Genomic DNA, 25,850 nt, shown 5'->3' with positions numbered 1-25,850 from the left:
TGAGAGCTCATGGGGCCGGTCAATCATCTTTTGGCGCTCAACAAACCCGCTTTTGTGAGCGCTCCTTCCAAAAAATCGTTTTCCAAAGCCAATTCACCGATCTTGGCGTGCAGTCGCTTGATGTCAACTTCTGGCTCTTGCTTTGCCTGCTTATCAGCACCAAACACATCTGGCATGGCTGCAAGAGCCTGCTCTTTCCATTGTTTGATCTGGTTCGCGTGCACATCAAAGTCCTGAGCTAACTCACTCAAGGTTTTTTCTCCGCGAATAGCAGCAAGTGCCACTTTCGCTTTAAAAGCCGGGCTATGGTTCCGGCGAGGACGTCTGCTCATGATGGTCTCCTGTTCTTGGCATCATGCCAGTTTCAGGAGCTAAATCCACTTTCACAACCTGTCCAAATTTCCCGAGCCAGCTCTAAGCCTTATGCATATTCAAACTTGCCTACGTTCGTATCGCACACACTTCATAGCATTGCTGAATATATTCCGTAGCAAAAATCCAACTTGCAGATAAACTTATAAATTTATCTACTCAGCCCTACATCAAAACTGTGTTTTATTTGCACCATTAGGTTTGTTTATATTGAAGATTTTTATATGAATTATCAGACACTATCTCAATGGTTTGATACAACAGCAAATAAATACAAGCTGAACTTAATCTGTTTGCCTCAGGCGGGAGGTGATACGAGCTTGTATAACCGATGGAAAGTACCGCTAGGTGATCAGGTAAATGTGATGCCTGCTAAATTTCCAGGGCGAGGAACCCGGTTAAAAGAACCAGCAATCAATGCGATGGAAAGGGTTGTATCGCAGCTAGCGCTAGAGATTGAGCAGTTCGGCGATGCGCCTTTTGCAATATTGGGTTCAAGTATGGGGGGGTGGATTGCTTACGAGTTGGCGCTCCATCTTTTTAAGCAAAGCCAGCTGAAGCCAACGGCCCTTTTTGTGTTGGCTTCGGCGTCTCCTTTTGCTCCAAGAACCCTACCGTTTCTTGATGGGTGTACTCGCAAGGAGATGGTTGATGAGCTCATCTCGTTTAATCCCGAGTTTGCTCAGATTGCGCAACATGACGATCTTGTAGACTTGCTTTTACCTGCGATTATAGGTGACTTTGAACTCTGTGAGACTTACAGGCCGCGAGTTCCTTGGCAAATCGCGTCACCAGTCTTTGTCTACGCAGGAACTCAAGATCAGATTGTGGAAGCGCATAAAGTGAAGGGATGGACGAAGTTGAGCTCTGAAACTGTTGCCATTGATGAAGTCGAAGGTGGGCATTTCTTCATCGAGCATTCTCCAGCTAATGTCCTTAATCAGATAAAAGACCATGCTGCAAACGTTGTTTGTCAGTTGTACCAGCCTTCATCCATAGAGCTCGCTTAAGATTTCATGCCTGTTTCATTTTCCGTCTTTGATGCTCAGCATTGGTTTTGGGCTGTGAAAGAGCAATGGCAACGTTGCTGTGGGGCCAACAAAGTGATGCTTGTTTTGTTGCCATTGGAGTATCCATTTCCAATGGACCAAGCGTTAACCGCTGAAGAGAAAACAAGAGGTGCCTGTTTCAGGTTCTTGAGAGATCGGCGCGCGTTTGCCATGGGTCGTTGGGTCGTTAGAACCATTCTGGGAGTGGATCAACCGCCAATACCCTTTCTGCTGCAAGATGGTGGTAAGCCATACCTTTCAGGATACCCGACATTTAATGTTAGTCATTCAGGGGGGGTAGTTGCAGTTGCTTTGGCTCGTAATGCATCCTTGGGTGTCGATATTGAACTCATGCGGCGAGGCAGCCAAATGACTGATTTGATGCCGGTTGTTTGTCATCCGATGGAACGTTTACACATTGAATCGAGGAGTCCAGAGGAACGCGCAGCCATGTTTTATCGCTGTTGGACCCGGAAAGAAGCCATCTTAAAGGCAACAGGTGAGGGGCTGCGTGATGACCTCAGCTCACTTGACGTGAAATTAGAACAACAGCACCCCTGGATCACTTCAGAACCTCTTCCTTTGAAACTGATGGATATTGAGGTTGGATGGGAGGGTTATAGCTGTAGTCTTGCTGTGGACCCTGGTATCAGCAGGTTAGACATCCACTCCCCCTTCCAATCACACCAACTCGAGTGTTTTGACCAAACCAGCGGCAGCCAATACGTGATCTAACGTTTCTCCCATGAGTATTGAATAGTGATCTGCTTCAATAATCTGCCAGTTGTGTAAATCTGGTAGTAATTTAAGCCAGATCTCACGGGAGTTTGATGTTGTATTTTGGGTTCCGCGCAACCCTTTGGCAGTTTCAGATGCCAAGAATACACTCGTCTGCCAGAAAGGTGCCGGACTCATTATATGGTGCGCCATCGCTTCCAGATTGGCTTTCGTACAGCGAACAAGTGCTTCCTGATAGGCCTTTCGTTCACGACTGTCCTCAACGAGGGCCCTTTTGTCTGGCCATTTCACCTTCAGCTCTTTCAAGAAGATGACTTCGACTTCTTGCTCATTCATTAGCTTCAGGTGTTCGCCGGAGTTTGGTGCAGGCGGATCAATGAGCGTTAAGTTGCCGGGAGCTCTTTGTTGCTTCGAGAGGCAGAGCGCCATTTCTTGTGCAACCCATGAGCCGAATGACCAGCCGACCAAATGAATCCGCTTATTTGCAAGCCTTTCCGCGATGGCTTCAGCGTAAACTGCAGCTCTTTCTTTTAAACTGATTTTTGGTAGACTGGGATTTGTGAGGGCAGGATCGGCAATCACAGTGATCCCAATGTTGTCCGGGAGTTTTCCTGCCAGTTCGCGGTATGATTCAACATCACCCCCGATTGGATGTATGAGAACAACAACTTCATCCCCCTCACCAGAATGCCATTGGTGCGGGACAACAGCATCAGCCCAAGTACTGTTTGGAGAAGAGGGGATTGCTTTGTGCTGCCGTTCAACCAGATTCATAATCTGATCTAAGGAGGTGTTCTTCGGGATTTGGGAGAGTAACACCCGAATGTCATAGTGCTCTAAGAGGCTAACGACGTCCAGAAGAGTAAGTGAATCCATACCTAAATCATAGAGGCATTCATCGGGGGCAATCTGATCGAGTCCAAGTTGTTGCAGAAAAAGGGTTTCTATCTGCTCGCGAATGAGATTCAGTTTATTTGCCTTGATAGTTCGCGCATCAGATTTGATCTCGTTCCTGACCAGTGATCGATAGAAGTATCGAGCCTTTTCAACATCACAAGTGCTAATCAGCACTTGCGGTACAGTTGTATGAAGTACTCGAGAAAATGTGCGCAGGCCTTCTTTGTTGGATAGGCCAAGCTCGAGGTGTTTTTGATGCAACCCATCTTGAATATTGGAGTGGGTTGCTATCCCACTTTCGCTCCAGATATCCCAGTTGATGGTGGTTCTTATTGTGTCAGGTGCCAATGGATTTTTGTAATGCGCAAAGCTATCCATTAAAGCGTTGGAGGAAGCGTAGTCCAGTTGACCAGCTCCTCCTAAAATAGCTGACATTGACGAGCAGTAGATAGCTCGTGTTGGCTTGAATACTTCAATGAAACGCTCAACAAAAATGCTTCCCTCATATTTTGCTAGCATCTTGTTGTAGATTTCTATCGGGTCACGGAACGAAATCAGATTTCCTTCGCCAACTCCGGAGGCATGGATAACGCCTGCAACAGGCATGCCTAATCTAGTGACACTCTCAAATGTGACACTCCATGTGGCTGGCTTTCCTATGTCAGCCTGTATCAGGTGTATTCTTGTATTAAACTGCAGAAGTTCTTCTGGAATGCGCGGATTGCGGGAGATAATTGCGATTTGAGCATGAGGATCAGCCAGCAGGCTCTTGCAAACTTGAGTTCCAATCGCACCGCTGCCACCCGTCACCACGAAAAGAGCTGGCGCATCCAGTTTAGTTGGTTCGGTAGTTGGGCCATTTTGAGAAAGAGGTAAGATCCTGCATTCCCAAACAAATCCATTACGCAAGGCAAGGCACTGTGCCTTCACCTGTTCAAGTGAGAGTGCAAACGCAACCTCGGACCAAATGAAACCTTGTTTTGTGTCTTCTAAATCCAGCCAGAGTGTTTGGATGCCAAACTCCTGATGGATCACAGATAGCGGACCAGCGAGTAGTCCGCGTAGCGGCTGAGCTACGGCGCCATTCACCGGTGCCGCGTCGTAAGAGAGCAGGCATATTCTGGAGATCGTAAGCCCATATTTAGAGTGAGCCTGAAGCACATAAGTCAGGCTATCCAGACAAACCTTTTTTGCTTCCTGAAGGCTATCCAACTCATTTTGCTCGCCTTTGCAAGACAATGGAAGAGCATGAAGCCAATCCAACTCTCCAAGGTTCATAAATGACAGGTGGCGCAGAAGGTCTTCAACGGCGTCCCTAGAAAACGGATCTACCGACAACTTGCCTGAATGAGCACCAGAAATGCGTCCGTCATAACAAACAGGCACAACACGATGGTAGACGGCATTAAATGCGGCAAAGTCATCGGAGACGTTGTTCGGATCATATAGGACAACCGCTGTTTTTGATCTCTGTGCTGTTTGACAACTTCCAACGCGGCAGACTGGTTGCCAAACCATCTGGCTTAGCCATTGTTCCTCTGGCAGGCGTTTTGGAAGGTTTTCACTCGCCTTACTCTTGGCTGCTGGAAGCTCTAACACGTTGTATTGTTGAAGCTCGAAGCAATAACCCGGCAAATCCCAAGGCGGCGGAGTACCTGCACTTTGTGACTCAATCTCTTTGCCTTCCAGCCAATCAGTAGCGGTTAGGCTAGCGGGATCGCAAGCTCCTTTATTCTCATCACAGTAATGCGGGACGAATGATCCCAGAGCTTCAATCGCCTCTTCGACTTCATCACAATCGACTGCAAAACGCCATGGGTGTGCTCGCCTGCTTGCTTGCAAATGTGAGAGGATCAGCTGAAATGAAGTCGGGTTATGTTCAAGATAATTCTTGATATTTTCTGCCAAAGAAAAAAGTGCAGTCTTGGTATGTGCTGATAGAACAAGGCATTTTGTAGTTGCGTATCGTCGAAGCTCGTCTTCCGAGGCTTCTCCAATTACAACATGAGCGTTTGTGCCGCCAATTCCGAAACTGCTGACGCCTGCATAACGTGGACATGTATCTTCCCATTTTTTGCTGTTAGTCGGGATATAGAACCCCTTTTGATCCAAGCCAAGTTCTTGATTGGGCTGCTTAAACCCTAGGTTAGGTGGCACATAGCCGTGATAGATCGACAGAGCTGCGCGAATAAGCCCAAGGACGCCAGCCCCGGCACCTAAGTGGCCGATCTGGCTTTTGACAGAAGATAATGCGCAGGATGCTTCGGGGAGATTGCCGTATGCAGATGAAAGGGCTTGTACTTCAATAGGATCACCCAGTTGTGTTCCTGTTCCGTGAGCTTCCACATACCCGACTTGATCACCCCTTACTCCTGCGTTCGTAAGGGCTTGACGAATAACGCTTTCCTGCCCGGAAACTGAAGGTGAGGTATAATTCATTTTGGAACGACCATCGTTATTGACGGCTGATCCTTCGATAACAGCATAGATGCGATTACCATCCGCTCGGGCGCGATCCAATGACTTCAACACCACAACCCCAACACCACTGGCACCGATGGTACCGCTGGCGTCTTTGCTGAATGGTGAGCAGTTGCCATCCTTGGAAAAGATGTGTTGAGACTGATACTTATAGCCCTCTGACATATCGGGATCTACAAGCACGCCTCCTGCGAGCATGACATCACATTCACCATTTCGGAGCATGCCTGCGGCTGTATGAATGCCAATCAGCGAGCTTCCACAGGCGGCTTGTAGTGTAATGGCAGGGCCTTTGAGGTCCAGCTGAAAGGCAACCTTGGTGGCGAGGAAGTCTTTCTCATGGTGCAAGGCCATTTGGAACTTGTCGGGAAGGGCGGTTGGAGGTTTGGAGCGAAGGGCTGCGTGATAGTAGGTTGTCTCACCACTGCTTGCGATAACACCGATGTTTTGGTTGGTGTTCAGTGGAGGAATGCCAGCATTTTCAAGAGCATGTACACAGCTCATCAGGAAATGCCGCTGCTGCGGATCCATGAGGGCTGCTTCCCGTGGGCTGATACCGAAGTACTCAGGATCGAACGACATCATTTCGCTCATCTGACTTCGCGCACCGACGAAATCAGGATCCTCCGGTGTGAAATGTTCAATTCCGCTTCGGTTTTCACGGACCATGGACCAAAACTCAGCCAGGTCATCTGCGCCTGGGACACGTAGTGCCATACCGATAATAGCAACTTTTCCCGCGCTCTGCGTTGTCTTTGCTTTGCTAGTCCGAGTTTCTGATTCCGTTTTTCCTTCAAGATGTTCTGCCAGATCTGAAGGCGTCACATAACGAAACAGATCTGCGATACTGACTTTTCCTTCCAGTGCTTTATTGATATGCATTTGGTAGCGCATCAATTGCAGGGAAGAGCATCCAGCCTCGAAAAATGTTTGGTCCGCAGTGATGGATGCACCAGTGACATGTTCAAAAGCTGCAATGAGTTCATTTGTGCGTTGAATTGCGTTATTTGCGTTTATTTTGCGTTTTTTACGTTCAATCTTGCGCCATTTGCAGCTGGCCAATGCTCTTTGATTTATCTTTCCACTTGGAGCGCGGGGCCACTCGTCGACCTGTCTGAATTCGTCAACCCGGATGTAGTCAGGAAGCTGCGTTGAAAGATAGTGATCAAGCTCATCTGCGTTGATGGTGCCCACTCGCAGGCTGACATAGGCATGGAGTTTTTTATGCTGGTCATCAAAGACAACAGAAGCCTGTTCGATGGCACCGTGATTTATCAAAGAGGCTTCCAACTGGCCGAGTTCAACGCGGTGACCTGAGATCTTCACCTGCTGGTCGTGACGGCCTCCATAGTTTACCTGCCCAAGTTCATCCAGAAAGCCCATGTCACCGGTTTTGTAATAGAGTTTTGAACCGCCAGTGCCACAATCTGGCTGGAGTATGACAAAGCGTTCTGCGTTCAACACTGCATTGTCCAGATAACAACGGTGAACCAGATTGCCGCCTATGAGGAGTTGGCCGCGTTCACCGGATGGAACCGGATGGAAGCTGTCATCCACGATGAGAATATCGGTGTTGTGAACAGGAGCGCCAATCGGTGGGCGGGTCGGCCAGTTTGCTGCTGGTCCGTGCATAGAGTGGGCGCAAACCACATGCGTTTCTGTTGGGCCATAGTGATTGTGCAAGGAGGCTTGGCGTAACTGCGTGAAAAACGCACGGAGGGCTTTGGTGCAATACAACTGCTCGCCGGCCGTGATCACATTCTTCAAAGCACCGGGGAAGATGTTGAATGTTTGAGCAGCTTCGCAAAACAATTCCAGCGCCACAAAAGGCATAAAGATGCGTTGCAGATTATTGTCATACATGTAGTTCAATAAGCACTGCATGTCCTGTCGCCAAAGAGGATCAATGACATGGAAGCACCCGCCCGAACAGAGCGTTGAAAAGATCTCCTGAAACGAAACATCGAAGGCTAACTTGGAGAACTGCATGGTGTGTTCTCCAGCGGGTAATCCTCCCTGTTGCTGTTGCCAGTGCAACAAATTGCAAAGTGTTTGGTTGTAGACATCAACCCCTTTGGGTTGACCAGTGGAGCCGGAGGTAAACAGGGTATACAAGGGCCTTTCGCGATCTGAAAATTTCAGAGGATGCTGATGATCGCGTGAATTTCTGAGTTCTTGCAAATCTACCGGGAGCGCGCGTAAGTCCTGGCGTTCAAGTGCAGAAGGTAAGGATGCCTGCACTGCATGGAGGACCCCAACTGGTTGGGCTTGCGAAATCACATCCTCCAGCAGCTTTTGAGGATAGCTCAGGTCCAACGGAACAGCTGTTACGCCCAGTTTTGTCACTGCCAGAAGCGAGACTATGTAGTCTGGGGAAGCATCCATATAGAGTGCGACGCGCGTAGGTCCTACAGGTTCTGTTGACCCAAAAATAGTGGACTGCATGTTAGCAGCCAAAGCATCGGATAACTCGTCCAACTCATGATAGGTGAGAGTTTTGCCGCGCCATGCGAGGGCAGGTGCATGTGGTGATAGTGAGACTTGTTTCTGAAACCAGCTTGCGACCGTTGTGTACGGCAATGACTGGCTTGTACCAGTTACATGCGAAATGCGTTGTTGTGTGTTGAGTTGGAAGACATTCGCTGCAGCCTCTTCAGTTTCCATATGATCCAAACCAGCGAACATGGTTTGCTCCAGCAGGGTGATAGCATCATTGTCGAAGTGACTGAGATCATACTCCCAGTAGAACTGGTAGGTTTCAGCTTCATCAAGAACAGACAGGTAGAGCGGGCACTTGGGGGCGACATCTTCAGGGTAAGATAGCTGCGCGCATTCTCCATTGAGCTTTAGCGTTTCGTAACGGGTGTTTTCGGTCGCAAACATAAACTCAAACGGAACGCCTGAAATACGCTTCCTTTTCTGGAGATGTTCAACCACATGTTCGAAGGCAACATCCTGACAGGCAAGGACTTGTTTTGAAGCCTTGGTGAGGGTGCTTGTATTTTGTTGAATGGAGGCCGTTGGGTCGATTTTAACCGGAACCAACGCTGTGTTGGCGAACATTCCAACTGTTGCTTCAAACTCTGTTGTAAGCCGGTTCGCTACAGGGCTTGCAATTGTGAAACTCGTTCTCCCCGTGTGCACATAAAGTGCATGGGCAAACAGCGCGTGAAAGACCTGATGAGGTGTTAGTGAAAGACGCTTTGCAATGGTTAGCAACTTTGCTCTGGTGGCTGCATCAAGACGTGTCAAACGTGTTTGCCCTGCTAAAACACCTTGCTTCCCTTGAGCGTGTCTCAGTACAGGTTTCCAACATTCCTCTATCTCTGGCGCGTCGTATAGCTTGAAGAGAGCATCCTTTTGCTTGTTGTAATGTTCCGTTTCCCATAGATGCGACTGCCATGTTGCAAAGTCTAATGTCGTCAGCCCAATTGGCTTTTGGTCCTGTCCTGTCTCGTCTGTTTCTGCCTGGAATGAACGGGAAAGATCTTCAAACAAGATGTTGAGTGACCAGCCGTCCAGAATGATGTGGTGCGCATGAAACAGAAGGACACTGGTGCCATTTGGTTGGTGGACCAGATGAAGTTGAAACAGGCATGGGTGCTCAAGATCAAATGGTTGAGTGAGGAGTTTGGTTTGCAATTGTGAAATTGCTTCTTCTTCCAAGGTTCCGTGGAAGTGAAACACCTCTGGATTGCTTTCAGCGACCCGCTGCTGCACCCCATCATCGGTGGGATGGAAGCTGGTGCGCAGTGCCGGGTGTTTTTTGACCAGCTCATATGTTGCGTGACCCAAATTTTCGGCACTCAGATGACCTGAAAACCGAAAAATGAACGGTGTATTGTAGGATATGTCAGCAGGGTTCTTTTGTTGCTGTAGCCATAACCGCATTTGCTCCGAGGTTGCCTGCTCTTTTGCCAAACCTGATGGAGCAGGTGCAGGCGGTAAACTGTTGGCTTGCTCATTGTGCTCGCTAACAATCTCAGAGAGTTCAGCAAATGTCAGGTTTAGAAGCTGTGATGGTGCAACGCGGCAGCCAAATACTGTGTTGAGTTGGTTAGATAAGCTGATTGCTTTGAGTGAATCGCCACCTGCGGTAAGCAGTGTCTCTTCACGGCTTAACTGCGCCACACTCAAAACCATCTCTGCAGTTTGCAGAATGCTGCTCAGAACGGCACTCTCCGAGGCATCACAGGAGGAAACACGACGGAATGGAGTAGTCTCCATTTCTTGAAGGGCTTTTTGGTCGATCTTCCCGTTTGCATTCAGAGGCAACGAGCCAAGACAAAAGACTTTATGAGGACGCATATAATCTGGCAGGTAAGCAGAAAAGTGGGCATCAAGCTCTTCATAATCAAGCTGCTCTTCACTCGCTAAGTAAGCATGCAACTCAAGCGGTTTGCCTTGTTCCTGAGCTGCTAAAACACAAGCCTGCTGTATCTTCGGATATTGCTGGATGCGCTGTTCGATTTCTTCAGGTTCTACGCGAAACCCGCGTACTTTGATCTGTCTGTCAACGCGGCCCACATACTCGACCAGACCTTGCTGATTGAGGCGGACCAGATCGCCAGTGCTATACCATTTTCCAGAGTTTGGAAGCTCTACAAACCTGCGCTGTGTTTCCTCTGTTCTATTCAGATAGCCATGAGCAACGCCTGCGCCGCCGAGATAGAGTTCCCCAGTTTCACCAGTATTGGTGATTTCGCCGTTTGATGACCTTAGCTGGCAGTCTGTACTGGCAATGGGGCTGCCAATGGGAATGATGTCTGCATCAAAGTCCCGAGGAATTGCAAAGCACAAGGCAAAGGTTGCACACTCTGTCGGGCCATAGATATTGTAGATCTGACAGGCGCTTTCAGGGTTTGCAGCATACCATTTCTCGACAGTTTTAGGGTTTAGCTGTTCGCCGCCAATGAGCAGATGCCCAAGCGATCCAAAGCAGGCAGTCCCGTGATCGACCATCGCATTGAACAGAGAGACTGTCATGAACATGGTTGAGATCGATTGCTGCTCTAGCTGCCGGGCAAAGCCTGCAAAATCGGCGAGTTCGTCACTGGAAAAAATGACACTACATCCACCAGTTAAAAGCGGTACCCAAACATCGAAGCTGAGTGCATCAAACGCAGGGTTGGAAATGTGCGCGTAGCGATCTCCGATATTCATTGGGACAAAGCTGGGTTGATGGGCAAGCCTCTCGATTGCTGAGAGAGGCACTTGAACGCCTTTGGGCGTACCCGTTGTTCCTGATGTGTAAAACAAAAACGCAGTTTTCGCCAAAGGATGACGCGGGAGGTCGCCGCTATTCTCATGCTGGCTTTGTATGAGCAACTGGTCAGCAGGAAGGACCTGATGCGCTTGTTGGGAAAATGGCGTGGATGCACTCGCCTCTGGAACGATGAGAAAACGTGTTTGGCTATCAGATAAGATTGCTGATTGCCGGTCTGGCGGGCTGGCGGCATCTAACGGGACAACCGTTGCTCCCGCTTTCAGTATCGCGAGCATGACAACTATGAGCTCTTGAGAGCGAGGCAAACAGACGGCAACCACATCGCCGTTTTTTACGCCGTGGCCTCTCAATGCTGAGGCTACTTGTGCGGAGCGTTCGTTGAGCTCTTTGTAGTTGAGGATACGATCATGATCCTGCACCGCGGCCAGTTCAGGAAAATGGTCCGCATAAAAGCTGATACTGTCTAATAACGAAGATTGGACGGGTCCCTGATCTCCAATTTCTAAATCATAAGAGCTCGAGGCTAAATATTCATGAGAAGTGTTGATAGTCATGTAAGCCTCTAAGCGTCTATCTGCATAGGAACGGCAGGAGAGGTGGTTTGCCGCTCAAATAATTGAAACTCATAGGAAATCGCTTTTTTGACACGCTGTATTTCTTCTGATTCAAGCAGTTCCCAGTGGTCCCCCCGAACCAGTCTCGTCATGAAGCCACCTGAAGCTCTTTCAATCCAAAACTGACGTAGTTGATGCAGGAAGCCTTTGTTGAGTGAGCCAAGCGCCTGAATGAACACAACTCGCGCGTCCAATGGCTGGCAGTCATAATCCAGCACACAGGCCCGATTGTGATTGTAAACCTGATGGTAGCGCTTTATTTGCTCGTCATCGATGCCCGGATACATCCCATTGAACTTCACCAGCTTGTCTCGAAATTCTGCAAGATCCACTGGTGCAAGGCTCTGGCGCTCATGCTCCTCAAACCCCTGAGTGTCCAGAAGAATGACGCTGACATTGTGGTTACCACGGGCTTTCAGAAGTCGGGCCATCTCATAGGCAACGTAGCCCCCAAACGACAGGCCGGTGAGGACAATTTTTTCATGCGCGATGTGTTCGATACGTTCCAGATAGGCGCTGGCCATGGCCATTATGGAGGGGAGAGTTTCCTCTCCCGCGTTGAGGCCGGGCGATTGTAGGCCATAAACGCCAATGTCATCAGCCAGGATCTTCGCCAGAGACAGATAACAAAAGGCTGTCCCACCAGCAGGATGAACGCACACGACATGCTCGCCGTTTTGGCTTTCGCGGAACGTAATGAGGTTGTCGCGGGAGTTCTCTTCCGCAGCTCCGGTTCGTATCCAACTGGCAAGCGCCTCTACTGTCGGATTTAGAATGAACGTTTTGGGCGGGACTTGAATTTTGAACGTCTCACCAACCCGATGGGCCACTTTGATCGCTGCGATGGAAGAACCGCCGACATGGAAGAAACTGTCGCTGATTCCAATGGAGGGATGGAGAAGCACTTCCTTCCAGATGTTATAGATCTGGAGCTCTATATGATCGCGTGGGCTTTCCTGATTGACCTTAAACACGGCCTCATGGGCCAACACAGATGCCTTTAGGCTGGAATAATCAATCTTGCCGTTATTGGTGAGAGGGAGTGTTTCCAAATGCAGCAGAATATGAGGAAGCATGTAGTTCGGAAGTGCTTCTGCCAGATGATGACGAAGGTCGCTTTCTACGAGGGGAGAACCGTCTGGTGTAGTGTAGCAAAGTGCCAGTTGGGCTATACCACCCTCTTGCTGAACCACGATCGCGGCACAGCTGTGGCATTCGGGATATTGTCGGAGGATAGCTTCAATCTCTGACAGCTCGATGCGAAAGCCGTTCAGCTTGATCTGGTTGTCTTTGCGGCCTGCAAAAATCAGCTGACCTTGCTCATCGTAGTAGGCAAGATCGCCCGTACGGTAGAGCTGTTCACTTGAGTTGAATGGGCTGGTAACGAACGCCGATGCTTGTTGCTGCGGAGCGTTAAGATAGCCGGAAGACAAGCCGGCACCGCCGATATATAGCTCACTAACCAGTCCAACCGGGACAATCGACATGCTTTCATCAAGCAGATAAGTCCTTCCGTTCGATATGGGGTTGCCTATGGGAGCTGAAGGTTTGTTCAGATCTTCCGGCTTCACACTATGCCAGGTGCTGTCTACGGTGCATTCAGTCGGGCCGTAAACATTGTGCAGTGTCGCCCACGGCAGTTTGCTGGAGAACTTACGCATAAGTTCACCGCTCAACTCACCACCACCACAAAACACATTGCGCAGTTGGCCGCATTGGGCAGCCTCCGGTTCATCAAGAAACAGATCTAACATCGCGGGGATGAACTGGATGGTGGTGATACCATGAGATGCACAGCTCTTTGCCAGCTCTGCAGGAGAGGTGTGAGCATGAGGCGAAGCCAGCACCAACGATGCACCTGAGCATAACGGCCAGAAGAACTCCCAGATCGCGGCATCAAATCCCATCGGCGTCTTCTGCAACAGAGCATCACCGGGCTTGCCTGGAAATGTGCGCTTGGTCCACTCCACGAGGTTCACCAAGCCCTTGTGGGTCAGCTTGGTGCCTTTGGGAACGCCGGTGGTTCCTGACGTGTAGATGATATAGGCAAGACCCTCGGCGCTTATACCGTTAGCTGGCAAATTATCAGTGCCACAGGATTGAATAATTTTAGCTCGTTGCTCTGTATTCAGCGACAGCACTTCAACTTCACAACTGCTCTTGAGTTTGGTAGCCGCTTCCGAGGCCTCTGGATGGGTGAGGATCAGATCGGGCTGGCTGTCTTGCACCATAAACTCAAGACGCTTGATTGGCAGTCCGGGCTCTAAAGGAATGAAGTGACCACCCGCCTTGAGCACGGCAAGCATGGCTATCACCAACTCGCTGGACCGTTCAAAGAGCAGGCCCACTGGACTTCCCTCAATAACACCAAGTTCCTTCAGGTAGCGGGCAAGTTGATTTGCTTTGGTGTTGAGACTGGCGTAGCTCCACACGTCTTCGCCGCATACGAGTGCAGGTGCTTCGGGTGAATGCTCGCATTGAGCCTCAAATGCTTTGTGAATGCACGTTGAGCTTAACGCGTGCCGCGCTCCGTGAGGCCATACCTGCGTTAACAGACCTCTTTCTTCGGGCGTGATGTAATCAATCACACCGAGATGCTCTTCCGGCGCTTTAATAGCGTTTGAGAGGAAGCTGGTGAGGTGACTGGCCATTCGCGCAATGCGGGATTGCGTAAACAGATCTTTGTTGTACTCAAAGCCAAGGCTAAACGTGGAGCCTCGTTCAAATACTTCCAGCGTGATATCGAACTTTGCTGTCTGGCTGTCTGTTGCCAGTGTTTCGATTTCAACACCATCCATTTGAGCTGCCCCCCCCGGCAGGTTCTGATAAATCAGCATGACCTGAAACAGAGGCGAATGGGCTGGTGAGCGTTCCGGATTTACAGCTTCAACCACCTTTTCAAAAGGCAAATCCTGATTGTCCAGCGCTTCCAGAATGGTTGTTTGCGACTGCGTTACCAGCTCAGCAAAGGTGCTTGTGGCGGTGACACGCGTTTTGAGTGCGAGCGTGTTGATGAAGTGCCCGATCAGAGGCTCCAGCTCTGCCAGATGGCGGTTGGCAAAAGAGGTGCCAATGCAGATGTCTTCCTGTTTGCTATAGCGCCATAAGAGGGCGGTAAATCCGGCCAGATAGAGCGCAAATGGCGTGATTGAGCGTCTTTTGCAGAACAGTCGCAAGCGTTCACTCAAGTTGTCATCAAGCGTGAATTCAAAGTGAGCACCGTTATGTGTCTGTTCTGCCGGGCGAGGCAAATCCGTGGGTAGCTCAAGTAAGTCTGGCAGGTTTTCAAGTTTGTCAGTCCAGTACTGGATCTGTTGCTGCTCTCTGGATGAACTGCGTTCGTTTTTATGATGCGTCACATAATCGGCGTACTGCATGGACAGAGGGGGAAGGTCGGGCGAGGTGCCCATTTGATAAGCGTTGTAATGAGCCGTAACTTCGCTGAAAAACAAACCGATAGACCAGCCATCAGCGGTAATGTGGTGCAGGTTTACGAGCCATACGTGTTCTTCATCTGCAAGCTTTATGTAACTTGAGCGCAAGAGCGGGCCGTGCTCTAAATCAAACGGTCGGCTTGCCTCATGCTGGACACGTTCATTGAGCGCCTCCACCTGTTTTTCGTCACTCAGATGGCAAAGGTTCAAGAGGTCAAAGGGCAGCTCAGCAGGTTCTGGAAAAGTTTGTGTAGGCGTTCCGCTGCTTGTGCTGAACCTCGCTCGGAGCATGTCGTGACGCGCAACAACAGCATTTACGGCGCGGTGCAGAGTTTCCAACTCGAGCATCCCGGAAACTTTGAGCGCAACGGGGTTATTGTAAAACGGACTCTCCGGCTCCAATTGATGCAAGAACCACAAATGGCGCTGTGATGGTGAAAGCGGTACGCCTTCAGTCTGCCTTTCTGCTGCATGTTGTTGCAGCAGATGAATCAGCTCTGATTTTTCCGCTTTCAGAACGGCGGCAAGATCAGCTCCCAGAAACCCCTTTGGCGCTTTGAAACGCAGCTTTTCTCCATCAGTCTGGAGGCTCACATTGTGCTGGGCAAAATAATCAAGCAGTTGTTGAGCTTTCATATTTCAAACTCCTCCATTTCATCTTCATCCATTGAGGAGGCAAGCGCAGTCCCGAAGGTCTCTATGGTGTGTTGCCGGTTTTGCTCAGTGGTGGGTGTGCCGCCGATCATGGAATAGATGAGCTTATGAGTAGGCCCCAACCGGAACAGCTCCGTCAAAACCGTCTCATCTATGGAGCCGATGCCGCACAGGCCTAACCCTGCTTCATGGGCACGCATGGTCAACAGCTGTGCCATTGCGCCTGTTTCGATCAACCAGAACTGCTCGCTCATCTCGCCATAAAGGGGTTCGATTGCCTGCCGCTCGGCGATGAAGAAAAGCGCGAAGGCAGCCTCTTCAAAAACTGGCCGGTTCACGAAATAATCATAGGCATCCGGGGTCAGTGCCTTGCCATCTGCTGTCGAAATCAGAGCGTGTTTTTCAGGATCGTAATAATAGGCCCCACCTTCCAGGCCCAACACACGACCGGGTTTGATGTAAAGGTAGGTTTGCACCGGATAGAGCCCCCCGGCGCTTGCAAACAAGTGCTTTGGTGCCTCTTGGTTCTGATTACGCCGTAATGCAGAGAGGAGGGCCTCTAATCGGGTTTTGGGGACAGGATCCAAATTGAACTGACGCACCGACCGGTAGGCGTCAAATTCGTCGAACTCAGGAGAGCTGGAGTTTTCCAACTGATGCACGTCATGTTGCTGATCAAGCTTGCGCAATCCAACATTACGGTCTTTGAAAGACTGTCGCTGCAGCGGGTCTTCAAGGGTGGCTATTGCGGAATTTGTTGCGTCAGGTTGCGCTTCTTCCGCCACCTGACCAAACTGCTCCCGATACATGGCAAGGAGCGTTGCAAGGCTTGGGCTGCCCATAAACTTTGCAAGTGGTGGGCGGAACGAGAGCGTGCTCGACAACGCGTTCGAAATGCGCGTGATATCGATAGAGGTCGCTCCCAGCTGCAGTAAATTAGCCTCGGGAGTGACGTGATCCAGTTTCAAGATCTGAGAGATAATCTCGTGGATTTTCTCTTCCTGTTCCCCTTGCGGTTCGAAGCTTAGCTCAGCTTGTATCTCACTGCGTGGTTCCGGCAGTTGCTTCCGATCAATTTTGCCGTTTGCAGAAATCGGGAGGCGCTCAATCTCAAGGAGAGCAGAGGGAACCATGTAATGGGGCAGGTGGGCGCGTAGATGATCCAGAAGAGCGTCAATCTCGACACCGTGCTCTTCCAGAACCACATAGCCAACGAGTTGCTTATCGCCTTGTGCCTCGCCAAACATCTTAAAGACTGAGGCTTTTACGTCTTTATGGGCATTGAGCACCGTTTCGATCTCACCAAGCTCAATGCGGAAACCTTGCACCTTGACCTGAGTATCCACGCGCCCAAGAAACTCTATGTTTCCATCTGGCATATAGCGCCCCAAATCGCCGGTACGGTACAAGCGTTCGCCGGTCTTGGGGTGGGTGATGAAACGATGGTTGGTTTGTTCTTCGTCCCGCCAATAACCTATCGCAAGTCCAATGCCACCGATGTACAGTTCACCAGTGACCCAGCAAGGGCGAGGGGCCAACGCTTCATCCAGAACATAAAACTGTTGGTTGTCGAGCGCTTTGCCGTAGGGGATGCTCTTCCAATGCGGCGCGATATCCTGAATAGGGAAGCAGATGGACCAAATGGAGGCTTCAGTTGCTCCACCCAGAGACAAGACATGCGCGTTCGGTGCGAGTGCACGCACCCGCTCAGGCAGTGAAAGTGGGATCCAGTCTCCAGACAACATCACTTCACGCAAATGCGAGCCGAGATTTTTGCGATCGCTTTGAGCATAATCTGTCAGCACACCAAGCAAAGCGGGTGCAGAATTCCAGATCGTGACCTTGTGACGAATGAGGCACTCCAGCCAATGGGCAGGGTCTTTTGCCTCAACCTCATTGGGCAGGACTAAGGAACCACCTGCCGCCAGCAAACCAAAAATATCATAGACTGAGAGATCAAAGCCCAATGCAGAAATGGCAAACACACGATCTTCGGGCTGCACGTTTAGACGGCAGTTGATGTCAAGCAACGTGTTAACCGCTCCACGATGATCGATCATGACCCCCTTGGGTTCCCCGGTGGAACCTGAAGTAAAGATCACGTAGGCAAGGTCATCCGGCTGCGTATCAACAACCTGCAGCTTCTTATCGCTCAAGTCATCCAGTTCCCCGCCAACATCAACCGTTTGAGCAAGCGCAGGAAGCCCCTTGTGTGTGTCACTCTGGCTTGTCTTGACGCATACGAGCCTGCACTCGGTCCGTTGCAATATGCCTTTAATGCGATTGGCCGGCAGATCCGGGTCGATTGGAAGATATGCGCCCCCTGCATATAGAATGGCGAGGGCAGCTACACTCTGTTCCCAACCGGTCCGCATCTGAATGGCAACCAGATCACCTTTGGCCAGGCCCTTCTGTTGAAGGAGAGTGGCAAGATTACGGGCACGCTGGCGGACTTTGCTGTAGGACAAAACCAGATCACCGCAGATCACGGCAGGAGCAGCTGGTGTTTTGAGCGCTTGTTCCTCAAACAGCTCATGCATCAATGGCCAATGTTGTGAAAGTGCGCGCTCAGCGTTCCAGACAGGAAAGTGTTGGGGGACTTGCTGTTGCCAGTGATCAGAGGTGACCAACTCTTCTAGCAGAGCGCAATAGGCATCAAACATGTCCTGCATCATGCCCTCTGGAAACAGCTCGTCTATGCTGTCCCAGTTGAAATGTAGCTCGCCATCAATCTCCATGATGGTGTGATCGAGCCACACCTGCGGTGTTTGGGTGATGGTATGTACATTTTGAGCGTCCAATGCGGAGGCAAGCGTAATTTCCTCCTGATCCGGGATCATCTCCACCAGGGTGCTGTTGAAGACGATGGGCATTCCCGTTTGCTGCTCACCACGCAGGCGCGTGAGCTCTCGCAGAACCCGCACACCACTAACTTCACTATGATCCATATCCTTCCAGAGTTGGCGCTGGACAGCTTTTGCATTGTCAGAAAAGCTCTTTGCCGGGTCCGAGCTAACTTCCAGCAAAACAATAGACGTGAAGTCGCCGATGAGGCGGTTGATATGGGGGTGGAGCGGTTGGCGATTGAACACAGGTAAGCTGAGTGTGAACCGGGACGACTGGCTCCATTTGGCCAGCACCTGCGCAAATGCTGTCAGCAGACAGCCGGAGGGGGTGACACCATGCTTTCGCGCATTTGCTTTGATCGTTGACCATTTGGCCTCTTCCAAAACAAGTTGTCTGCGTGTGAACCGGGGATTGCTGATGGCCTCTGGCTGTTTTGCAAGTGGCAGTTCCGGTGCTGCAGCGAGAGCCGACAAGCGGTCTTGCCAGTACTTCAGAGAAATCGCATAGCGGGAGTCATCCCGCATCGCTAGTTCCTGCACCACATAGTCGCGGAACGTGATTTCAATCCTCGGAAGTTCTGCCTGCGGGTCCTCATAGAAGGTAGCAAGTTCGCGTGAGAAAATCTGGCTGCTGGCTGCATCCACGATTAACGCATCCATGGAAATGTGTAGCCGAGTTATCTCATTCTCAAGCTGCACGGCCCGGAACTCGAAAAGCGGCCATGTTCCCGCATCCAAAACCTGATGCGACATGGCCTCCCGGTTTCTTGAGATGATGCGCTCCACGACACGTTCACTGCGGCCACAGGCATCGTCAGTCTGGATGATGTATTCAGGAACATCCTCCAATATGCGTTGGGTGCCATCGCTGGCAAAAACAGCTCGCAGCATATCGTGACGAAGGATCAGCCTGTTCAAAGCAGCGTTGAATCTCTCAAGATCAAGGTGAGGGATCTCAATTTCCTCATAAGCATGAGCGCTGACGCCGCCCAGCCCCAAACTGTCATCCCTGCCAACCCAGTAAGCCTGCTGGATGTCCGTGAGTGGAAATGGTTCATACCGGTTTGATTCATCTGCATGGATTTGCAGCGCTGAGTGTTCTGCCTTGCCGGTGTTGGTATTGGCCGAGGCAGCCAGATCAACAAGTGTCGGGTTTTCAATAAGATCACTGAGGGACAGGCCGAGTGACAGTTCTTTGTTTATTGCATGGATCAGGCGTGTCGCCAGCAAAGAATGCCCGCCAAGGTCAAAGAAGTTGTCGGTGCGGCCAACCTGTTCCACCTTGAGCACCACCTGCCAAATCGAAGCAATATCTGCTTCAAGGCCCGGCAGTGGTGCTTCATAGTCTGTACTCCCTGTACGGACAGCAGATGGCAAAGCTCTTCGATCCAGCTTGCCGTTCCGGGTGATGGGCAACTCCTCCAGAGGCATCCAGTCCGTTGGGATCATGTAGTCCGGCAAGTGAGCTTTCAGCTCTGCCCGCAATGTGCCAGCGGGTCTTGTGCCGACGAAGTAACAGACGAGCCGGGCATGCTCGGGGTCTGCTTGCTTGTCCAAAATCACGGCGACTTCCAGAATGCCATCCATCTGTAAGATGCAGTTCGTGATCTCCATCGGCTCAATCCGGAACCCACGGAATTTCACCTGATCATCTGCACGGCCATGGAAGGCAAGGCTACCATCTGGCAGGTAGGCCGCCAAATCACCGGTACGATAAAAGCGTTGCGCGCCTTGAGAGGCGAACGAGTGCGTAACAAATCGTTCTGCGGTTAGTTCTTCCTGACCAAAGTAACCCAAAGCCAGATTGTCTCCGCACACATACAGCTCTCCAGTCGTTCCGGGAGGCACAGGTCGCATGCTCTCATCCAGAAGAAACACACTGGTGTTCTCCATGGGCTTGCCGATGGGCGGGGAGGCTGGCCAATCCTCCATGCGCGCACAATCCAGAACGTGCTGGGTCACCACATGGGTTTCAGTGGGGCCGTATTGGTTGTAAAAATAGCGCCCTCCCAGTGCTTTAAGGAGTTGCCGCAGGCTGTCATTGACCAGCAGTGCCTCGCCAGCGGTGATCACTTCACAAGCAGGGCCATCCGGCAGCTGTTTAGCCTCAAAAAGACCTGCCATCTGTTGCAGTACCGCAAAGGGCAAGTGGGCGCGCTCAATGCCGTTGGACTTGATGAAGCCTGCAAGGTTGCCGATGTCTTTGCGCTGGTCATCACTCAGCAGCGCAAGGCTTGCGCCCTGACACAACGTGCAGAAAATCTCCTGAAAGGCCACATCAAAGTTGAGGGAGGCAAATTGGAGAATGCGCGACGGGGCTCTTTCTGACGGAACCTGTTTAAGTTGCCAATTGACCAGATTGCGCAGGGTGCGGTGGGTCTGCACCACGCCTTTTGGTTTGCCTGTAGACCCGGAGGTGTAAAGGACATAGGCCGGGTCAAGAGGGGCAGGGGTAAGCCCCGTATTCTCCGCCGAAATATGTTGGCTCTTTTGTGCAAGCTCTGCAAGAGTGACTGTTGCACTCGCAAATTCGACTGGCAGTTTGGGCTTTAACGCATCTGTAGTTATGACGAGATCAGGCTTAACATCCTGCAAGATGGCCTGATGGCGGGCCTCAGGGTAAGCTGGATCCAGCGGCACAACGGTAGCACCTGCCTTTAAGATACCCAGCAGTGCGATGATCATTTCCGGTGATCGGTCTACACATAGTGCGATGTTTGCTTGTGAGCGAATGCCTTCCTGCACAAGTGCATTGGCAAACCGATTAGCGTGTGTGTTTAATTCGTCGTAGCTGAGTTTTGTCTGGCCGAAGATCAGCGCTGTGGCTGTTGGTGTGCAAGCGGCGTGTTCTTCAATGCGTCTGCTGATGCATTCAAACTCAGAGTAAGGCACAGAAGGCTGTTGCCATGCATCCAGCGCCAGCGTTCGTTCCTCTTCGCTCAACAGGCTTACGGCACTAAGCTTCGTCGTTGCGTCTGCCACCATTTGGGTGAGAACATGCTCGAAGTACTTTGCAATGCGAGTGACGGTCTCTGGCTCAAACAGGTCGCTTGCAAACTCGATAGCGCCTTTCAGCTGGCCGTCTCTTTCCTGAAGCGACAACAGCAGATCAAACTTGGCACCGCCATGGTGGTGAGGAAGAACATCAACAGCAAGGCCGGGAAGTTCGAACCGGTCGTTGTTCTCTCCCTCCCAGGCAAACATCACCTGAAATAAGGGGGAGTGCGCAAGACTTCGCGGCGGGTTGATATGCTCTATCACCTGTTCGAAGGGAAGGTCCTGATTTTGTTGTGCTTCTAAAACAGTGGTCTGCACCTGCGACAGGTACTCTTTCAAGGTAAGGCTTTCATTGGCCTCCACCCGCAAGGCCAGTGTGTTGGCGAAGAAACCAATCATGTTGTCGAGTTGTGAATGATCTCTGTTGGCGACCGGACTGCCCACAACGATATCTTTCTGTCCTGAAAGCTTGGCCAGAGTCAGCGCCCACATCCCAAGAAGACTGCTAAACAACGTGTTCCGATTGGATGCAGCAAGCTCCTTCACCTTCTGAGTTAAGGATGGCTCCAGATTCAATGGGACTGCGGTGCCTTTGAAGGATTGCCGCTTTGGTCTTGAATGATCGGTTGGCAGCTCCAGCAGCACAGGTGCATCTTTGAGCCTGGACTTCCAATAGCGCTTTTGCTGGTTCCATGAGCCATTCTTCAGCTCATTGCTCTGCCACTGCGCGAAGTCTGCATATTGGATTTGCAAATCGGGGAGCTTGGTATCCTGATGTTGGGACAGAGCAGAATAAAGCACACTCAGTTCCCTGCTGAAGATACCCATGGACCAAGCATCTGAAATGCTGTGGTGCATAACAATCACCAGCACATAATGGTTCTCGTCACAGCGCAGGAGATTCGCACGGAACAGCGGACCCGCCTCCAAATCAAAGGGCACAGAGATCAAACGGGCGACATGATCTTGTAACGTCTCATTCGCAGCCACTTGCGTAGCCGCCCCCATCCGCCAAACAGTTGCTGGCTGAATGTCCTGATAGGCGGTCCCGTTCTTCTGACTGAAACACGTCCGCAAAGCCTCGTGCCGTGCAACGATTTTCTCAATTGCTTGAGACAGGGCTGAGACGTCCAACTCTCCCTTCAGCTCCAGAACCAATGGCATATGGTAGGCTTCGCTCTGGCCCTCCATTTCTGCCAGGTACCATAAGCGTTGCTGAGAGGAGGAAAGCGGTAGGTTCTGTGTTCTGTCTGCGGGCTCAATTTGTCTTTTTGCGGTGCGTGTCTGGCTGTCTATTGCCTCGGCGAGAGAGGCAAGCGTTGGGGCAGTGAAAACAATTGTTGCCGGGACTTCGACGGAAATTGCATCACGGATACGTTGAGCTAACCGTACTGCAAGCAGAGAATGTCCGCCCAGAGCAAAAAAATTATCGTTGCGCCCAATATTGGCGACACCGAGTACATCGCACCAGATCTGGCTGAGTTCCGTTTCTCTGCCTGTTCGTGGAGGCTCAAACTCTGTTTGTGAGAGCGTGGATAGATCAAAGTCCGGGAGGGCTTTCAGATCGACTTTGCCATTGGGTGTGAGTGGTATCTTGTCGATGACGGTGATTCCGGCAGGAACCATGAAGTGTGGGAGTTTGTGGCTCAAGCCTGCTTTCAGTGCCTGAGGAACTTCAGTTCCTACATTATCCGCAAGGACGACATAAGCGAGAAGCTGTTCGCCGCTGGTGTGAGGCCTTACAACACAAATGGCTGATGTGACGCGTTCATCAGCTTCAAGAGCGGCTTCAACCTCACCAAGCTCGACGCGAAAACCGCGTAGCTTTGCCTGCCGGTCATTCCGCCCTAAAAACTCGAGTGTCCCATCACGTAGCTGACGGCCTAAATCTCCTGTTTTGAAGATCCTCAGGCCATCACCAATTGATACATCGGTAAACTTTTGCTTGGTGAGTTCAGGTGCGTTCCAATAGCCGCGTGCCAAACCAGATCCGGCAATACAGATTTCTCCAACAACCCCTTCGGGGACAGGTTGGCCGGAAGTGTCCAAAAGCAAGACCTGATAATTCTTGAGTGCAGTGCCGAGACTCAGAGTAGTGTTCGGAGAAAACTCCTCTGATAAGCTGAGTGCGAGGCAATCAATGGCGGTTTCGGTCAAGCCGTAAGCATGAATAATGTGCGCTGTAGGCCCGAAGGCCTTTCGTGCTTCGCAAGCACCTTTGGAGGACCAACGGTCTGAACCGCACACGACAGTTTTGAGGCTGGTTGACTGTTTTCCAATCGTCTGCACGTGTGCTGTGAGATTGTCCAAAACTGCTGGAACAAAATCACCGAATGTTATCTGATGGTGCTCAATCTTGGTGAGAAGGGCGGTACTGTCTACCAGCTCGTCCTGATCCACCAGGACAAGCCTGCCTCCAAAAGTGAGGGCGCGGACAAGGTCTGCGGTGAAAACATCAAACGAAAGACTCGCCATCTGCAAAACACATGGTGGTTCTTTGAAGTCGTAAAGGCTGCTCCATGCGTCCCTGATAGTCCAGATCGCACGATGATCGACCATGACGCCTTTGGGTTGTCCTGTCGAACCGGACGTGTAGATGATATAGGCCAGTTGGTCAGGCGCGACTTGAACATCTAAATCGCGTTCATCCTGAGAAGCCCATTCATCTCTTCTCCTCTCAATATTAATAGTCTGGGCAGGCAGCTTGGTGAGTTGATCCAACTGCTCCTGACCACGCATATCGGCCAGAATGACTGTGGGCTGGCAATCTTGTACAAGCGTGTTGATCCGCTCAGGGGGATAGTTCGCATCAATTGGAATGTAGGCAGCGCCAGTTTTCAAGACAGCAAGCAAGGCGATAACCGCGTCTGCGGATTTACGCATGCACACCGCAATCCGGTCCTGATTTGCAACGCCGTTAGAGCGCAGGTATCTGGCGAGCTTGTTGGCCTGACTGTTCAGTTGAGCATAAGAGAGTTCGATCTCATTGCCGATCAATGCAACCCGATCGCCGTGGGCTGCAGCGGCCTCTTCAAACGGCAGATGGATGGCGCTTGCTGCCGGTACATCCATAGATGGAAGACGGGAAGCTTCTAATGTTGCTGTATGTGTGGCTGCATCCATAAGTGGCAGTACGGCGACTGCCTGTTCCGGGTCTGCGCAAATGGCTTTCACTGCCTGTAACACATAACCTGCAAGCCGAACTATGGTTTGGCGGTCAAACAGAGCTGTCGCGTATTCCAAACCGCCGGAGATGTTTGAGCCATCGTCTACAAGCTCAAGTGTGATATCGAACTGGGAGGCGGTGCGAGGCAGTTGTACAGTGTCCAACTCCAACCCAGCGAATTGAGATGTTCCACCCTCTGTGTTTTGCCATGCGAACATGACCTGGAAAAGCGGAGTGTAAGACAAGAACCGTTGAGGGCTTAGTGCTTCCACCACCTGCTCGAAAGGGAGGGACTGATTATCCTGACTGTCGAGGAAAATGCCTCGCATCTGGGTGAGCAGCTGGCTTACAGTGGGATTTTCGCTCAAATCAAAGCGCAGAGCCTGTGTGTTCACGAACAGGCCCACCATCTCTTCCAGCTCTTTGCGGACACGGTTGGCAGATGGCGTGCCAATGACCAGATCCTCTTGTCCAGACAAACGGGAGAGCACGATTGCATAGGCGCTCATGAGCACCAAGTAAGGGGTGGAGCCCGTGCTGCGCGCCAATTGGCGCACCTTACCACTCAACTCAGGGCCTAACTCCAACGGCAGAAGTTCACCCGCAAAATTTTGCTGAGCAGGTCGCCGCTGGTCCGTTGGCAACAGCAAACGCTCGGGAGCGCCGGCAAGCGTTTCTTTCCAATAAGTCTTCTGCTCATTAAATTTTTTGAGCTGCTCCGGCTGTTTCTGCCATACGGCATAATCGGCGTATGCAAAATCGGGTGTTTCCCGCTCGATTGGTGTTCCTGCTTCTACCAGATGAGAGTAGTTTTCACCCAACTCTTTGAGGAGGAGTCCGTTGGACCACCCATCGGAAATGATGTGATGCAATGCCAGCAGCAACACGTGATGCGTCTCGTTGATCCGGATAAGACAACAGCGAGCCAACGGTCCTTGCTGCAGATCGAACGACCGTGTGCTCTCCTCTTCTGCCAAACGGCAGATCTCTGTTTCTGGGTCGCTATCGACCTCAATTTTGAGCAGGTGAAGGGGAAAGCCACAGGTACGGGGTGAGAAGCTTTGAGACAGCTTTCCGTTATCATCTGTAATGACTGTACGCAGGCCTTCATGACGGTCCATCAGCTGGTCTAGCGCGCTTTGCAGGTATGTCACGTTTAACTCACCACGAAGGCGCAAGCCAAGGGCCAGATGATAGGCTGAATTGATGCCTTCCATGCGAGAGAGGAACCAGAGCCTTTCCTGCGCAAAGGACAGAGGCAGGGGGTCTTGATCACGCGGAGCTGCCTTGAGCGCACTGCGTTGACGCATCTTCAAAAGCTGCTCTGGTGTGAGAGAGCGACGTTTGCGCTTGTTTAATTCGTCCTGCATGATTC

5 protein-coding genes and 1 pseudogene are annotated in these 25,850 nt (G+C 51.1%); 2 read left to right on the top strand and 4 right to left on the bottom strand.

The window, feature by feature from the left end; translation table 11 throughout:
* Positions 1-332, bottom strand: a pseudogene (locus PsWM33_RS28495) (transposase); the annotation flags it as partial.
* Positions 333-596: 264 nt separating this feature from the next.
* On the opposite strand from PsWM33_RS28495, the gene PsWM33_RS18430 reads away from it, so the two are divergent.
* Positions 597-1,382, top strand: a complete 786-nt coding sequence (locus tag PsWM33_RS18430; RefSeq protein ID WP_063297809.1) for a thioesterase II family protein — start codon at positions 597-599, stop codon at positions 1,380-1,382.
* Between the two features lie 6 nt (positions 1,383-1,388).
* Complete coding sequence (locus PsWM33_RS26895; protein WP_082827071.1) at positions 1,389-2,156, top strand: 4'-phosphopantetheinyl transferase family protein; 768 nt, start codon at positions 1,389-1,391, stop codon at positions 2,154-2,156.
* Here PsWM33_RS26895 and PsWM33_RS18425 read toward each other — a convergent pair.
* From PsWM33_RS18425 to PsWM33_RS18415, 3 genes are read right to left on the bottom strand one after another with little or no spacing between them, the layout of a single operon-like run.
* A complete protein-coding gene (locus tag PsWM33_RS18425; protein WP_063301190.1) occupies positions 2,103-11,318 on the bottom strand; it encodes a non-ribosomal peptide synthetase in 9,216 nt (3,071 codons plus the stop codon). The genes PsWM33_RS26895 and PsWM33_RS18425 overlap by 54 nt on opposite strands.
* An 8-nt stretch (positions 11,319-11,326) precedes the next feature.
* Positions 11,327-15,448: a non-ribosomal peptide synthetase gene (locus PsWM33_RS18420; protein ID WP_063301189.1), complete on the bottom strand. Its 4,122-nt coding sequence runs from the start codon at positions 15,446-15,448 to the stop codon at positions 11,327-11,329.
* The gene (locus PsWM33_RS18415) at positions 15,445-25,845 is read right to left on the bottom strand and encodes a non-ribosomal peptide synthetase (RefSeq protein ID WP_063301188.1); all 10,401 of its coding nucleotides are present in this window, start codon (positions 25,843-25,845) and stop codon (positions 15,445-15,447) included. The genes PsWM33_RS18420 and PsWM33_RS18415 overlap by 4 nt, the downstream gene beginning before the upstream one ends.
* Positions 25,846-25,850 lie beyond the last annotated feature (5 nt).

It is taken from the genome of Pseudovibrio sp. WM33 (assembly GCF_001623165.1).
In the GTDB taxonomy this organism is placed as follows: Bacteria; Pseudomonadota; Alphaproteobacteria; order Rhizobiales; family Stappiaceae; genus Pseudovibrio.
This window is presented reverse-complemented; position numbering and strand designations above follow the sequence as displayed.

Bases quoted from the DNA above. Each gene is read 5' to 3' on its own strand.
- PsWM33_RS18430 (WP_063297809.1), top strand. From the start codon at position 597: ATGAATTATCAGACACTATCTCAATGGTTTGATACAACAGCAAATAAA.
- PsWM33_RS26895 (WP_082827071.1), top strand. From the start codon at position 1,389: ATGCCTGTTTCATTTTCCGTCTTTGATGCTCAGCATTGGTTTTGGGCT.
- PsWM33_RS18425 (WP_063301190.1), bottom strand. From the start codon at position 11,318: ATGACTATCAACACTTCTCATGAATATTTAGCCTCGAGCTCTTATGAT.
- PsWM33_RS18420 (WP_063301189.1), bottom strand. From the start codon at position 15,448: ATGAAAGCTCAACAACTGCTTGATTATTTTGCCCAGCACAATGTGAGC.
- PsWM33_RS18415 (WP_063301188.1), bottom strand. From the start codon at position 25,845: ATGCAGGACGAATTAAACAAGCGCAAACGTCGCTCTCTCACACCAGAG.